Below are 13,580 nucleotides of genomic sequence, written 5' to 3'. Positions count from 1 at the left end.
ACGTCCGGACCTCAACCTACTGCCAAAAGGATGCCTGAATGGATTATTCAAGTTATAAAGCGCTGAAGCTGGAGCGCGATGAGAACGGTATTTTGACCATCACCTTCAACCGTCCCGACTCACTCAATGCAGTCGATGAGGTCATGGATGAGGAACTCGGCAGAGTGTTCACCGAAGCCGGTTACGATGATGAGACCCGTGTCGTGATCCTGACGGGTGCGGGACGCGCTTTCAGCGCAGGCGGCGACCTCGAAGTCATGCAGCAAGTCATCGACAAGCCCCAGCTATTCATCGATGGCATTCGTCGTGGCAAACAACTGCTTTTTTCGATGCTCGATTGCCCTAAACCGATCATTGCCAAAATCAACGGCCCGGCCATTGGCCTGGGCGCCACCGTGGCGCTCTTCTGTGACCTGACCTACGCCACGTTAACGGCCAAGATCGGTGACCCTCATGTCAGCGTCGGCTTTGTCGCGGGCGATGGCGGCGCGGCTATCTGGCCGCAGTTGATCGGTTACGCCAGGGCCAAGGAGTATTTGCTGACTGGTGAGCCATTGACCGGCGAACAGGCTGCACGTATAGGCCTGATCAACCATGCGGTCGCGGCCGAAGAGCTGGACGCAACCGTCCAGGCGATGGCGCTCAAGCTATCCCAAGGTGCCTCGAAAGCCATCCAGTGGACCAAGCTTGCAGTCAACATCAGCCTTAAGCAGATCGTCAATTCGGTGATCGATGCCTCGTTCGCTTATGAGGCCTTGTCCAACCAAACCGAAGACCACCAGGAAGCGGTCAATGCTTTCCGGGAAAAACGTAAACCTGTGTTTAAAGGCCGCTGACATTCAACGTATTGGCTGGAGCATTGACATGAGCAAGACCGTAGTAATTACCGGCGGCTTCGGAAGCTTGGGTGTTGCCGTAGGCCGATCATTTGCACAGGCTGGCTGGCAGGTGGCACTGGTGGACAGGGCCGCGCAGGCCCAGCCGGCGGTCAGCGCCGAATTCAGCACGCATCTGTTACTGGGCGATGTAGACCTGACTGACCTGACCGCGGCCCAGAGCGCCCTGGCCAAGGTGAAGGACCGCTTGGGCAGAGTGGATGCGCTGATCAATGTCGCCGGCGGGTTTCGCTGGGAGACTCTGGAGGACGGCGATTTGGCAACTTGGGATCTGCTGTACCAGATGAACCTGCGTACGGCCGCGACGGCCTGCAAAGCCTCGCTCGCGCATCTGAAGGCGAGTGGGGCAGGGCGCATCGTCAACATCGCCGCCGGTGCCGCGAGCAAGGCTGCATTGGGCATGGGGGCCTATGCAGCGTCCAAGTCGGGGGTTGTGCGATTGACCGAAGCGCTGGCCGAAGAGCTTAAGGATCACGGAGTCACCGTGAACGCGATCTTGCCTTCGATCATCGATACACCGCAGAACAGAACAGACATGGCCGAGGCTGACTTCACGCGCTGGGTGCAGCCGGTGCAGCTCGCCGAGGTCATTCTGTTTCTCGCTTCTGAAGGGGCTTCGGCAATTACCGGGGCGTCGATTGCGGTAAACGGCCGAGTTTGACCTGCCCGTTCACTCTTCCGTTCAGGGTGCGAGCCTGATCACCCGGGGAAATGCTCGCACTGCCTGCACTGGGCCGGATGGTTGTCAATTTTTCGTTCACCGTCGCTTATGCTTTGGCTGAATAATTTTAATTGTTTGCCTAGCTCAACAGAAACCCGCCATCAAGAACGAGTGACTGGCCGGTGATGTAGCCTCCTGCAGGACCGACCAGATAAAGCACGGCGCTGGCGATGTCTTGTGGGTCGCCGTAACCCATTGGCAAACGTCCAGGGTCGGTGCCGGGACCCGCCAAGGTGCCGCCGCTTTGCAAGGTTTGCAGGGTGCTTTCATGAAATCTGGTTTTGCCAACAAACGCGCCGGGCAGCACAACGTTGGCAAGAATACCTTCGCATACATTGTCCAGGGCGGTGCAGCGCGTCAGCATGCCGACGGCAGCCCGGGTTGCCGAGTACGCCTGGTTTCCGTGCAGGACCGGGTGCATCGCCCCCATGGTAGTGATGTTGACAATTCGACCACCCTGACCGGCTTTGCGCATCAGCCGCACCCCCTCACGCAGCAATAGAAAAGTCGCTCGCAGGTTCAGAGAGTTGACGGCATCAAATTGTTCGAGTGTCGCTGCGGTGAAGGGTTGGTTGGCATTCAGGCCGGCACAATTGACCAAGATGTCCAGGCGACCAAACCGCTGCTCAATCTGACCAAAGAGCGCGACGACCGAGCTTTCCGATTCAATGTCGCAGGGCAGGGCGTCGGCAATGCCTCCCGCGCCACGAATGCTGTGTACCAACGCTTCAAGTGCTTCAGGGTCGCGATCCGCGATCAGAACATGGGCACCTGCTTGCGCAAGTGCTGCACTGACTTCGAGACTGGCAAGGCCACCGCTGTCGGTGATCAGGGCGAGCTTGCCGGGGAGCCCAAAACGAGCGGCCAATGCGTCGATATTCATTGGAGCGTCCTCTGTGTGTGAACTACATCAGCCCACCAGATAACCGCCATCGATAAACAGCACTTGGCCGGTGATCGAGCGCGCCATGTCGCTGGCAAAGAACAACACCCCACGAGCGATTTCATCGGGATCCAATAAACCTATAGGCATCGCCATGCGGGCTTGCCAGTCCTGTCCCATTTTTTGCAGATCCTGGACCGAGATTTTGCCGGGCAGGGTGATCGACTCCGCCCCCCCTGGGCTTTGGGTGCCCCCTGGGCCAACAGCGTTGACCCGGATCATGTGGCTGCCAAGCTCACGCGCCAGCGAGCGGGTCATCATCGCCACACCGGCCTTCGCCATGTTGTAGTCAACTTTCCAGGCCACCGGTTGGGCAGCCGCTGTGGAAGCAATATTGATAATTGATCCTCCTGTGGCTTGCTGCACCATCTGCCTGCCAACGGCTTGGGAGAGGAAAAATACTGATTTACTGTTGACCGCCATGAACCGGTCCCACTCCTGCTCGGTCAAGGTATCCCAAGTGGACCAGCCCCGCAGCGCGGCGTTGTTGACCAGGATGTCGATGCTGGCGAAGTTGTCCAGGCAGGACCGAACAGCGTCTTCAATGCCTTGGGCATGGGACAGGTCACCCACAGCAGCGACCGCCTTGCCGCCTGCCGCGTGGATCAGGCCAACGGTCTGGGCGCTATCTTCGGCGAGCCTGTCGGCGACTACCACCGCGGCACCGGCTTCGGCCAGACGCAGGGCAATGGCTCTGCCGATACCGCGCGCAGCCCCGGTGACCAAGGCCACTTTTCCTGTCAGGTCTAGCAAGCTGGAGCTGGAAAGGTCGGTCATATCGCATTCCTTTTGTTTTTTTTATGAATGGTGGACATTCTGTTGAACAACTTTAAGGTGACGCAATGCTAGGATCAACCGACCGAAACGAAATGGTTTGATGAATAAAAGTAACGAGTAGGGTGGCGCGTGGACAACCTCAACAACCTTTCGGCCTTTGTACAAATTGTCAAATATGGCAGCTTTGCGTCTGCCGCCACGCACATGGGGGTTACTCCGCCCGCGATCAGCAAAAGCATTGCCAAACTGGAAAGTGAGCTAGGCGCGCGTCTATTCAATCGCACCACTCGCAAGGTGCATTTGACGCCGGAGGGGCAGGCCTTTTTCGAGCGAATCGATGGCTTGCTGGAGGGGATCGGTGACGCTGTGGACGCAATCAGCAGGACCAGTGTGTTGCCCAAAGGGACCGTGCGCGTATCGGTGGCATCCACCTTCGGGCGGCACTGTTTGCTACCGGTGATGGCCGATTTTTTCAAACAATACCCAGACATCCATGTTGAACTCTATTTCGACGATGGTCCCACGAGCCTCGTGGGGCAGGGCTTTGATCTATGTATTAGGCATGGCCAGGGTGATGCAATGAGCCCTATCTCCAGGTCGTTATGCCTGTACCCGATTATTTTGGTAGCCAGCCCTGAATACCTGGCAATTAAGGGGGTGCCTAAGTCCCCGGAGGATCTCAAGCATTTTGATTGCATTGGTGTACGCCTGCCCAATGGCACGCTGGGGCAGTGGAGTCTGGAACGTGCGGCGGCGATTGGCGTCGCGCACAACAAGCGTGTGTCACCGCCCCCATTTCTGTTCTCGCCAAAGAGTTCGCTGACCGTTGCCCAGCAGATCGACGCCAGCTTGGTTGCGTGCTTATCCAGCTGTGGCATCGCTCCTTCGGCCGTTCCTGTGGTCATGCCGCATTTGCTCGAAGGTCGGCTGAACGTCGTACTTCCTGACTACCGGTTACAGAGCGCTGGCCATATCATGCTGCAATACCCTCACCGAGACGCGGTAGCGCAGAAGGTTCGGGTCTTTGTCGACTTTCTTCTGGAACGGTTTCAGGAGTTTGGACTCACCCACGATCTCGAGCAGTTCACCTACGATAGGCGCGCATCTTCCCAGTGGTCGGGCGCGCTATGACTGCTGGCGGCCTCAACCCATCGCCAGCAACGACGGCAATCGGTTGTTGATGATCTCGCGAGCCTGCTGGACGATACGTTCTATCAACTGCGCACACGTGGGCAGGTCATCAATCAACCCGATGACCATGCCGATTGGCAGCGCTCCGCCGTTGATGTCGTCGTTCTCCATGGCCGTCATCCAGCGCTTGGCGCCGATCAGGAGTTGCAGCTCTGCGAAAGTCGGGGAACCATTCTTCTCCAATGCTACGGCTTGCTCACTGATGCTGTTACGCCAAACACGAATACTGTCGCCCTGGCTGCGCCCAACCAACAGGGTGTCGCGTTCACTGGCCTGAAGAAAGCTCTGTTTGATCGCAGTCGGCACAGGTGACTCATGAGTCATGAGGAACCGTGTACCCATCTTGATTCCTTCGGCGCCCAGAGCTAACGCGGTGACAAGCCCGCGTCCATCGTGGAAGCCACCCGCAGCGAGTACCGGTATCCGCAAGCGAGCAACCGAGGAAGGTATCAGCACCAGCCCTGGCACGTCTTCTTCGCCAGGGTGGCCTGCACATTCAAATCCGTCGATACAGACCGCGTCCGCACCAAGACTTTGCGCCTTGAGCGCATGCCGAACAGTGACGCATTTATGGATGACTGCAATACCAGCCGACTTCAATTGATCGATATACCGGGCGGGATTACTGCCGGAGGTCTCGACGAACTTGACCTGGCTGCCAACGATTGCACGCACATAACCGTCATAGTCGAGGTCATGAGCATGGGGTAAAAGCGTGAGGTTTATGCCAAAGGGCTTGTCCGTAAGGATACGTACCCTGTCGATCTGCTGTCGCAGGGCGTCACCTGTCGGGGAGCTGTGCGCGGACAGAAAACCAATACCGCCCGCATTGCCGACAGCGGCCACAAGTTCAGGCCGTGCGACCCAACGCATGCCGCCCTGAACGATGGGGTACTTGATGCCAAACAGTTGTGTAATCCGGTTTTCAAGCATGGGGCACTCCTTGAACGATCAATTGTCTGCTGTGCCAGGGCGAAAAGCCGCAATCGCATCAGCTCTGCGCCTTCAGCTTATAGCAGTTGATGCGCTTATGTGAACATCGTTCAGGAAGCCAGTGGCAAATCACGCAGCATATTACTCCCAGGGTTAGTGGATTTCTTCGACACGTACCCAGCGGCGCTCTTCTTGCGAAAGGAGGGCGGCTTCGACGACTCTTTGGGCGTGATAGGCCTCGGTAAAATCAGGCGAACCTTTGCGGCCTTCTTCGATTGACTTGAGCATGTCGTGGAACATCCAGCCCATTGAGACCATATAGGGCGGAGCATTTTCTTTACTAAACGAGGTACCCGGGACCTGGAAATAATGCCCAGGTATATCCAGCCACTGGCCGGCCTCAGAGCCATAGACGAATGGCATTTGGTCTGCACCTCCGGCATAAAGCCGTGCAGAAACGCCATCGCCGAAGCTTGGATCAGCAAGTAGTAGGCGGCCTTTTTCACCCCAGATTTCAACGCGTAAACCCGCTGTGTCCGGTACGGCCCAGCCAGTTTGCAGATTGCCAATAACGCCGTTTTTCAGGCGCAACGTGGCGCAACCGAGATCTTCATTGTCAGCAGTTAGAGTGCTTTCGTCGGGCAGCGTCCACTGTTTGATTCCCGTGCTTTGCATCCCGACGACTTCTTCTACTTCGCCGAGCAGGTGAGTCAGAAATAAAACACTGTGGGTCGCAAAATTACGCCAGCCACCCGCACCGCTGTTCTTGTCGGCCAACCAGCGATATGGACTGATACCATTGCCGGGCCAGACTGAATGCGGATATAGGAACCCGTCGTGATTGCGCAACGGCAGCATGAGTTGAGCGTTGAAACCCAGTGGTTTTCCCAAAAAACCGTCGTCGAGCAGTTGCTTCATGTACATCGCCGCCGGTACCCAGCGGAACTGAGCATCCACCACGCCCACGCGTCCGCTTGCGGCTTGTGCCTCATGCATCTTCTTGGCTTTCTGTGCGTTGACCGCAAAAGGCAGGGCGTTGTAAACGTGTTTACCATTTTTTAGTGCTGCCAGGACCATGTCGTAGCGGAACGATGGCTGACTGCCAACATCGATAATGTCGATATCAGGATCGGCGGCCATTTCATTGACATTCCAATAGGCCTTGCCGATGCCGAACTGCTGGGCTGCGGCTTCTGCAGTTTCGCGATGCGCAGTGCAGATGGCTGCGACTTCGACATTGGGCAACATGCGCCATGCCGTGCCGTGTACTTTAAGGCTCCAGTTGGCGCCGATAATGCCTATCTTGTAGGTTTTGCCGTTCATACATTATCCCTCTGGTCAGGTTCGGTTGCTTAATCCCAAGCGCATCAGTGTTGCTACCAATTACACCTGGTCTGCGGAGTAATCATCACCGGCCAAGATTTTGAGGGGGACCCGATTGCGAAAGCCCAACGCTGGGAACTTGAGCCATCCCGCTGACGCCATTGCCCCGCCATCAACGTGTAGAGTCTGGCCCGTCAAATAGCTGGAAAGGTCCGAGGCGAGGTACAGCACGGCGTTCTCGATATCTTCGACACGCCCCATGCGGCCCATCGGGATGGCGTTACGGGCTTGCTCCTCAACCAGCGCCATTATTTGGGCCAGGTTCAAATCCGCCGGTGGCGGGTCATAGCTCGTAGGGTCCACGCAGCGGATCAGTCCAGGCGTGGGGGTCTGGTCTGGAGCAACGCAATTGATACGGATGCCGTGAGGCGCAAGTTCGACGGCCAGTGACCTTGAGAAATTGGACACTCCAGCTTTGAGTCCGGCATACACACTGAACCCCGGCGCTGCTCTAGAACCTTCAATAGTCGTGAGATTGATAATGCTGCCCGGGCGCTGTGCCGCGGACATACGTCTGGCTGCCTCTTGGCAGCTGTTCACCACATAACCGAAGTTCAGGTTGTATACCTCGTCCCAATCATCCGGTTGGCTGTCGAGGAATGCTTTATGACGAACACCACCCACCACGTTCACCAGGATATCGATGTGCTGGAAGTGGAGGTCCACGTTTTGCCAGAACGTAACCAGCGCACCACGTTGCTGGACGTCGACCTGTTGAGTAAGCACGTCAGGCTGGAAAGGCTTGAGCAGGCGCCGGGTCTCGTCCAATGCTTGCTCATCTATATCGCAAATTGCCAGTTTGACCCCGGCTTCAGCGAGAGCAAGGCTGATGCCACGGCCCATTCCATCTGCACCGCCGACCACCACAGCAACCTTGCCGCATAAACGTGCACGCTCTTCCCAAATGCTCATGAAACGGCCCTCGGCGGATTAAGTACGTGTTCTCGGCATACAAAGACGTCAAAACGTTCGATGAACTCAGAGGTGTCATCTACGATCTGTTGAACGCTCTCAGGACTGTCGAACATGCGATTCTGCAGATCGTCGACTGTAAGGAAGTATTGGAAGGCGATACCCTGGTAGGGCGGGGAAGGGCGCGACGCTGTCATGGATCGGACCCAGTGGCGCACATAACGCATGCAACCAATGTGGACCCGATTGGCCAACGGAACGTGCTCATCCCAGTGCCGCCTGGCTTCGGCGGCATTAATATCCAATCGGCGCTCCCACGCTGCAATCTGCTTGACGGCGGGAGTCAGTAGGCTGCCAGGCACCAGTTTGGTTTTCTCAAGGTGCTCACTGACGGAGTAACACGCCAATTCGCTGATCACGCCTAAAGATTGCGCAAGGTTCAAAGACGCCAGTGACATTTTGTCGTCCAGCCAAATTTCAACGATGGCGTTCCAGCGAGTAACGGGCAGCGCATCGACCAAGTTAACGATGCACCCCGAACATCGTTCAGCCAATGCGGGGCCCGTTTCACGCAGCAATATGCGTTCAAACTGGGGTGTATCCTGTTCGGGATGAGCTGAAATAAAAATGATGTGTTTCACCGTCCCCCCTAATTCACTGACCGGCACTGACCGCCGTCAACTCTATAGTTGGCGCCACTGATATAGCCGGAAAGAGGGCTGGCCAATAGCGCAACCACACGGCCAATGTCTTCAGGCTCGCCAAGGTGATCGACGCAAAGAGGGATGTATTCACTGGTAAAGCGTCGTTCAATTTCCGCACCGTCACCGGCCCAGCCGTTTTGCTGCGCGACATGCGCAAGCCATTGGCTCACCGCTGGCGTGTGGATTGTGCCTGGCGTCACTGTATTGACCGTAATCCCGGTGTGACCAAGGGAGCGTGCAAGCCCGACCGATAAGTTAATCATCGCGGCTTTAGCTGATTGATATTCGCCAAGTCCGGCTTCTGGTTGCACCCCTGAGGCGCTGGCAATCTGAATAATGCGCCCCCACTTTCGGGCTTTCATGAGGGGAGCCAATTGCTGAATCAAACGTACGGCGGCCCCGACGTTTTGTTCGTAGGTGCCTATCCAGTCAGTCCAAGGGACATCGAACCAGTCCGGATTACCCAGAGTGGTTTTGCCTCCGGCGTTGTTCACAAGGATATCGATGACTCCCACCTCGGCCAGAGTCTGTTCGACCACTGCGTTGCATCCGGCAACAGTCAACAAGTCGCCTAGTGCAACGTGTGCGGTGCCACCACTGTCGTTGATTTCTTTCGCCACGGCTTGGGTGCGTTGGACATCACGACCGTGGATTATCACCGTCGCGCCTTCTGCGGCAAGGACCCGGGCAATACCGGCTCCAATGCCTGAGCTGCTGCCGGTAACCAGAGCGCGTTTGCCGTTGAGTTGTAAGTCCACCGCTATTCCTTTTTTGTGGTTTTATCGGAACGGCAACAGTGACAGGAGATTAATACGTCACTAGCGTCGTATTAATATAAGTTTGCAGTGGTGCATGGTCAAGTGCCAAACACTCAAAAGGTATTTAAAATACTGTCGCTTCGACAAGAAGAGACTTAAAACTGGCAGGTTCGGACTGCAATCCATGACGACTGAAAAAATGGTATTCCCTATAGCAACGCCTGCTCGTAATGCGGGTCGGCCCACGCGTGCAGCGGCAGCCGACTTACGTCGCCGAATTCTGGAGGCGGCGTTGCAGGGGTTTATAGAGAAAGGATTCGAAGGGGCGACCATCGACGGGATAGCCCGTGCAGCTAATACTCATCGCGACACTATCTATCGTCAGTTTTCCTCCAAGGAACAGCTCTACCGCGAAACGCTGCTGGCGGGAATGGACCAGCATCGAGAAGATATCAGGGTGGCGTTGAGCATAGGGGGTAGCCCGGAGGTGATTCTGCGCCACTGCCTGCATCAACTTTATCGATCGCTGATGACGCCCATCTCTTTGGCGATCATCCGGTTATCGATCACAGAAGCATCGCGCTTTCCTGACCTCACCGAAGCAGCGCTCCAGGACTCGCAACAGAACCTTGCTGCCTTGGCCAATTACTTGGGCCAGTTGAATGAGCAAGGTGTCCTGACACTCGAAGACGCGCAGGAATCAGCGATGATGTTGGCAACGTGCGCCCACGGTGGATTTCGTCTGGTGCTGGAAAAGCCTATGGCGGGAGAAGTGCTGGATACGTGGCTGGAGCGGGTGTTAAAGCTGTTTCTGCGCGGTTGGAACTATCAGCCGGAACGCCTTTCCTGCTGAAAGCCGGCCAAGCTGCAGATCAAACACGCCTGCAGCTGGGAGCCCAATGGACGTTTTCAATCAGGGTTTATGCTGTTGACGCTTTTGCTGTGCAATAAACTCAGTCGCGATGCTGTGATGCTCTTCACTCAGGGTGGCCGCGAGTTGTCGGCCCAAGGTGGTGTCGAGTACCTGTGCAGCGCTGCGATGCAGATAGCTGTTCATGATTTTTTTGGTTTCACGTAGGGCTTGGCTCGGTTGCTTGAGCAGTTTTTCAGCCAGCGCGCGCGCTTCTTCCATCAACTTATCCGGCGCTACTACGCGATTAGCCAAGCCGTAATCCACGGCCTGCTGTGGGGTAATGCGATCGCCGGTAAAGATTAATTCCTTGGCTCTTAACAGGCTGGTGTACAGCGGCCAGGCCACCGAGATGCCGTCGCCCACCACCAAGCCGATATTGATGTGCGGCTCGGCCATGAACGATTTTTCCGACATCAATACGATGTCGCACAGGGTGGCCATGGTCGCGCCCCAACCCACGGCCGGGCCGTTCACCGCGGCAATAATCGGAATGGGCAAATCGATGAAACTGAGGATCGTGCGACGGGCATTCTCCTGCACCGCCCGCGCAAAATCCGAGTTTTCCAGCGTTTTGACGAAGTGCTGAAAGTCGCCGCCCGCACTGAAGGCACGGCCGGCGCCCGTCAGGATGGCAACACGGGCTTCACTGTCTTCGGCCAACGCGCGAAACAGTTTCGGATAGGCGAATAACATATCGGTGGTTGACGCGTTAAGGTCGTCAGGCCGATTGAGCGTGATCAAGCGTAGGCCGCCTTCGGCGGTTACCTGAATTTCCGGGGGCAAGTCATAAAGATTGGACATGGCATGGCTCCTTGAGTGTGTCGACGCGCACCGACAGGTGTTTTTGCAATCAACCTGGAAACCCACTGGCATGGGTCTCTACCCACTGCTCTAGTGGTGTCAGTGGCACGTCGTAGGCGGCGAGCGCCTGTATGTCGGCGCGATAACCAACTTCGTTGGTCCATTCTTGCGAACGAACCCAGCCTGGAAAGAGCCCTGCCGCGACAGCTTGTTCAGGAGACACCGATTCACTGATGACGGTTCTATGAAGCACTCGGCTCAGCAGTGCGGCAACTTCATCCATCGACAGCGCCTCGTTAGCCAGATCGATGTTCTTTCCTTTGTACAGGTCAGGGTGTTCAAATGCAGCCCGCGCAAAGGCGCCAACGTCATCCGCCGTGGTCAATTGCATACGGGTCTGAGGATGAAACGCGGTGATGATTTTGCCCTCACCCAAATGTGGAAACATGTACTGGGATTTGGGCAGTGTGAAGTTGTCCAGCATGAAAGCCGGCTTGAGCACGGTCCAGATCGGAAAGCCTGCGTGACGCACGCGCTCTTCGATGTCCCACTTATCGGTCCAGTACTTCTGCCACCAATAGCCGCTGTCCCAGCGTGCAAAGTTTGTGTGTTTGCCGGCCTCGCACACGGAGGTGTGCACGAAGTGCTGCACGCCGGCCTGGAGGGCAGCATCCACCAATGCGAAGCCCTGTTTGCGTTCGCTGTCTGTGCCAGAACTATCTGGAACCTGAACCGAAAACACGCCGTAAATACCTTGCAGTGCACCGACCAGAGACGCCGGATCATCCATGTCACCTGCAACAACACTTGCCCCAAGTTTGAGCAGCGCCTGCGCAGCAGGGGATTCAGGCGAGCGAGCCAGAGCCCGCACTGGATACCCGGCCGCCAACAGCGCACGAGCCGTCGCACCACCTTGGGCACCTGTACCGCCAGTGACGAGGATCGGTGAATTATTCTTGTTCATTTCAATACTCCTGGTAGATGTTTACGGGATCAGTTGGAAACGAGAGAGAGTTTTTTCGCCAGCTCAACAAGTTCGCTGCCGATGGCCAGCAGCTTTTCACGGGGCCAATCGCAGGCCAGGCCTGAGGCAGACAAACCGTATATTTTTCCGGCTTCTCGGGTGCGAATGGGGACGGCGACGGCATTGAATTGACTGTGCATGACACCAATACTGAGGATGACCCCATGCGCCTGGTAGTCCTCCATCGCCTGATTGATGCGAGCCTGAATCGTGGACCAATCATCACTATGGGCTGCTTTCAGGCCCTCCATGACGCGCTCGCGCTCATCGGTGTCATAAGCCACAAGACACGCCCAGCCAGTCGGTGCGGCTGCTAAAGGGCGGCGTGCGCCGACGGGGTCGTTGAAGAAAACGAAGTCACCGTGAGTGCGTTGCAGGTAAAGCATGTCCAGGCCATCTCGGACCGACAACGAGGCGCCCATCCGATAACGTTCAGTCAACGACTGCATGTAGGGCAGGGCGATTTTGGGCAATTCTGCTCGCACCAATGCCGCATAACCGAGCGCGAGCGCCGGTAAGCCCAAAGCCATTTTGTTGGTCTCGCCAGCGCACACCAAAAACCCTTCGCGCTCAAGCGTGTAACACAGACGCCAGACCGTAGGTTGCGGCAGCCCTGTCATGCTCAGTAGTTCGCGTGCGGTCAGTTCAGGTCGGTCGTGAGTAAAACACCTCAGAATTTGCAGGCCGCGCGCTAGGGCGGTGACGTACTGGCGGTCTTTATCGGTTTTATCCATCCTGCTATCATCCTGAACATCGTTCGGCATTGTAAACGGCATTCGATTAATCTACATTAATTCGCGTGACGGATTCAACATTCGCTGTGCGAATAAATTCAGAGGATAAAAATAAGATGACCTCCAGTCTTTTTAATCTCCATGGCAAGGTTGCCATTATTACCGGCTCGAGCCGCGGTCTTGGATTCGCCAGTGCCCAAGGCATGGCGGAGCACGGTGCCAAGGTGGTGATTTCTGGCCGAAAAGCGGATGCCTGCGAAACGGCGGCTCAACAGATTCGCGACGCCGGAGGCGACGCAATCGCCGTGCCTTGCAATATTGGCCGCAAGGACGATCTGCAAAATTTGGTCGATATCACCCTTGAAACCTGGGGCCGGATTGACATTGTGATGGCTAATGCCGCCATTCATCCCTGGGGAGGGTCGGTACTGGATCTTCAGGAGGAAACCTTTAACAAGTTCATGCAGGTCAATGTGCAGAGCAGCATCTGGCTGACGCAAATGACCCTGCCGGCCATGCTTGAGCGCGGTTACGGACGTTTTATCGTTGTTGCCTCAATCGTCGGTTTGTTGGGCGACCCGGTCAGTGGAACGTACGGGTTGACCAAGGCTGCAGACATGCAGTTGGTACGCAATATGGCCAATGAATTTGCCAGTCGCGGCGTCACGGCCAATTGCATTGCGCCGGGCACGTTCAAGACCGAGATGGCCCGTTCGCAGTGGGAAGACCCAGCCATGGTCGAGTGGTACGGCGGGCGCAATCCCTCCAAGCGCTTTGGTGAGGCTGACGAAATTGCCGGACTTGCCGTGCTTCTTGCCTCGCCATCGGGTGGCTATATCAACGGCCAGACCATCGCGGTGGACGGCGGGCACACCATCTCCTTTCGCTAA

General features: G+C 56.5%; 15 protein-coding genes. 5 read left to right on the top strand and 10 right to left on the bottom strand.

Annotation, left to right across the window (positions count from 1 at the left end; translation table 11 throughout):
- Positions 1-38: 38 nt before the first annotated feature.
- Both ACYZT4_RS06875 and ACYZT4_RS06870 read left to right on the top strand, forming a co-directional pair.
- A complete protein-coding gene (locus ACYZT4_RS06875) occupies positions 39-836 on the top strand; it encodes an enoyl-CoA hydratase/isomerase family protein (protein ID WP_461986355.1) in 798 nt (265 codons plus the stop codon).
- 28 nt (positions 837-864) lie between these two features.
- Positions 865-1,557, top strand: a complete 693-nt coding sequence (locus tag ACYZT4_RS06870; RefSeq protein WP_461986353.1) for an SDR family NAD(P)-dependent oxidoreductase — start codon at positions 865-867, stop codon at positions 1,555-1,557.
- Positions 1,558-1,696: 139 nt separating this feature from the next.
- On the opposite strand, the gene ACYZT4_RS06865 is transcribed toward ACYZT4_RS06870, so the two are convergent.
- Both ACYZT4_RS06865 and ACYZT4_RS06860 read right to left on the bottom strand, forming a co-directional pair.
- Positions 1,697-2,500, bottom strand: a complete 804-nt coding sequence (locus ACYZT4_RS06865) for an SDR family NAD(P)-dependent oxidoreductase (RefSeq protein ID WP_461986351.1) — start codon at positions 2,498-2,500, stop codon at positions 1,697-1,699.
- Positions 2,501-2,527: 27 nt separating this feature from the next.
- Positions 2,528-3,337 (bottom strand): SDR family NAD(P)-dependent oxidoreductase, encoded by an 810-nt coding sequence (locus ACYZT4_RS06860; protein WP_461986349.1) that lies wholly within the window; start codon positions 3,335-3,337, stop codon positions 2,528-2,530.
- 129 nt (positions 3,338-3,466) lie between these two features.
- Between ACYZT4_RS06860 and ACYZT4_RS06855 the strand changes: the two genes are divergently transcribed.
- The gene (locus tag ACYZT4_RS06855) at positions 3,467-4,468 is read left to right on the top strand and encodes a LysR family transcriptional regulator (protein ID WP_461986347.1); all 1,002 of its coding nucleotides are present in this window, start codon (positions 3,467-3,469) and stop codon (positions 4,466-4,468) included.
- A gap of 12 nt (positions 4,469-4,480) precedes the next feature.
- Here ACYZT4_RS06855 and ACYZT4_RS06850 read toward each other — a convergent pair whose 3' ends face one another.
- The 5 genes from ACYZT4_RS06850 to ACYZT4_RS06830 all read right to left on the bottom strand — a co-directional run bounded on the left by ACYZT4_RS06850 (position 4,481) and on the right by ACYZT4_RS06830 (position 9,218).
- On the bottom strand, positions 4,481-5,461 hold the full coding sequence (locus tag ACYZT4_RS06850) for an NAD(P)H-dependent flavin oxidoreductase (RefSeq protein WP_461986346.1): 981 nt from the start codon (positions 5,459-5,461) through the stop codon (positions 4,481-4,483).
- A 153-nt stretch (positions 5,462-5,614) separates the two neighbouring features.
- On the bottom strand, positions 5,615-6,784 hold the full coding sequence (locus ACYZT4_RS06845; RefSeq protein ID WP_461986344.1) for a Gfo/Idh/MocA family protein: 1,170 nt from the start codon (positions 6,782-6,784) through the stop codon (positions 5,615-5,617).
- Between the two features lie 60 nt (positions 6,785-6,844).
- Entirely contained in the window at positions 6,845-7,756 is a 912-nt protein-coding gene (locus ACYZT4_RS06840) for an SDR family NAD(P)-dependent oxidoreductase (RefSeq protein ID WP_461986342.1), read from the bottom strand.
- Positions 7,753-8,397 carry an EthD domain-containing protein gene (locus ACYZT4_RS06835; protein ID WP_461986340.1) on the bottom strand — a complete coding sequence of 215 codons (645 nt, stop codon included), beginning with the start codon at positions 8,395-8,397 and terminating at the stop codon, positions 7,753-7,755. Before ACYZT4_RS06835 ends, ACYZT4_RS06840 begins: the two co-directional genes overlap by 4 nt.
- Before the next feature lie 8 nt (positions 8,398-8,405).
- Entirely contained in the window at positions 8,406-9,218 is an 813-nt protein-coding gene (locus ACYZT4_RS06830) for an SDR family NAD(P)-dependent oxidoreductase (RefSeq protein ID WP_461986338.1), read from the bottom strand.
- A gap of 184 nt (positions 9,219-9,402) precedes the next feature.
- On the opposite strand from ACYZT4_RS06830, the gene ACYZT4_RS06825 reads away from it, so the two are divergent.
- Positions 9,403-10,071, top strand: a complete 669-nt coding sequence (locus ACYZT4_RS06825) for a TetR/AcrR family transcriptional regulator (protein WP_461986336.1) — start codon at positions 9,403-9,405, stop codon at positions 10,069-10,071.
- 60 nt (positions 10,072-10,131) lie between these two features.
- Here the strand turns inward: ACYZT4_RS06825 and ACYZT4_RS06820 are convergent, their stop codons facing one another.
- Genes ACYZT4_RS06820 through ACYZT4_RS06810 form a run of 3 tightly spaced genes read right to left on the bottom strand, consistent with a single transcriptional unit; the run spans position 10,132 to position 12,690 of the window.
- Entirely contained in the window at positions 10,132-10,932 is an 801-nt protein-coding gene (locus tag ACYZT4_RS06820) for an enoyl-CoA hydratase/isomerase family protein (protein ID WP_461986334.1), read from the bottom strand.
- 49 nt (positions 10,933-10,981) lie between these two features.
- Positions 10,982-11,896 (bottom strand): NmrA family NAD(P)-binding protein, encoded by a 915-nt coding sequence (locus ACYZT4_RS06815; RefSeq protein ID WP_461986332.1) that lies wholly within the window; start codon positions 11,894-11,896, stop codon positions 10,982-10,984.
- A 29-nt stretch (positions 11,897-11,925) separates the two neighbouring features.
- Positions 11,926-12,690 carry an IclR family transcriptional regulator gene (locus tag ACYZT4_RS06810; RefSeq protein WP_461986331.1) on the bottom strand — a complete coding sequence of 255 codons (765 nt, stop codon included), beginning with the start codon at positions 12,688-12,690 and terminating at the stop codon, positions 11,926-11,928.
- Between the two features lie 116 nt (positions 12,691-12,806).
- Here ACYZT4_RS06810 and ACYZT4_RS06805 point away from each other — a divergent pair, with 116 nt between their 5' ends.
- Positions 12,807-13,580 (top strand): SDR family NAD(P)-dependent oxidoreductase, encoded by a 774-nt coding sequence (locus ACYZT4_RS06805; protein ID WP_461986330.1) that lies wholly within the window; start codon positions 12,807-12,809, stop codon positions 13,578-13,580.

This window comes from Pseudomonas sp. GB2N2 (assembly GCF_054897705.1).
Note: the sequence above shows the minus strand (reverse complement) of the source record. Positions and strands in the feature narration are given on the sequence as shown.

Coding starts and splice junctions, on each gene's coding strand:
- ACYZT4_RS06875 (WP_461986355.1), top strand. CDS start 39: ATGGATTATTCAAGTTATAAAGCGCTGAAGCTGGAGCGCGATGAGAAC.
- ACYZT4_RS06870 (WP_461986353.1), top strand. CDS start 865: ATGAGCAAGACCGTAGTAATTACCGGCGGCTTCGGAAGCTTGGGTGTT.
- ACYZT4_RS06865 (WP_461986351.1), bottom strand. CDS start 2,500: ATGAATATCGACGCATTGGCCGCTCGTTTTGGGCTCCCCGGCAAGCTC.
- ACYZT4_RS06860 (WP_461986349.1), bottom strand. CDS start 3,337: ATGACCGACCTTTCCAGCTCCAGCTTGCTAGACCTGACAGGAAAAGTG.
- ACYZT4_RS06850 (WP_461986346.1), bottom strand. CDS start 5,461: ATGCTTGAAAACCGGATTACACAACTGTTTGGCATCAAGTACCCCATC.
- ACYZT4_RS06845 (WP_461986344.1), bottom strand. CDS start 6,784: ATGAACGGCAAAACCTACAAGATAGGCATTATCGGCGCCAACTGGAGC.
- ACYZT4_RS06840 (WP_461986342.1), bottom strand. CDS start 7,756: ATGAGCATTTGGGAAGAGCGTGCACGTTTATGCGGCAAGGTTGCTGTG.
- ACYZT4_RS06825 (WP_461986336.1), top strand. CDS start 9,403: ATGACGACTGAAAAAATGGTATTCCCTATAGCAACGCCTGCTCGTAAT.
- ACYZT4_RS06820 (WP_461986334.1), bottom strand. CDS start 10,932: ATGTCCAATCTTTATGACTTGCCCCCGGAAATTCAGGTAACCGCCGAA.
- ACYZT4_RS06815 (WP_461986332.1), bottom strand. CDS start 11,896: ATGAACAAGAATAATTCACCGATCCTCGTCACTGGCGGTACAGGTGCC.
- ACYZT4_RS06810 (WP_461986331.1), bottom strand. CDS start 12,690: ATGGATAAAACCGATAAAGACCGCCAGTACGTCACCGCCCTAGCGCGC.
- ACYZT4_RS06805 (WP_461986330.1), top strand. CDS start 12,807: ATGACCTCCAGTCTTTTTAATCTCCATGGCAAGGTTGCCATTATTACC.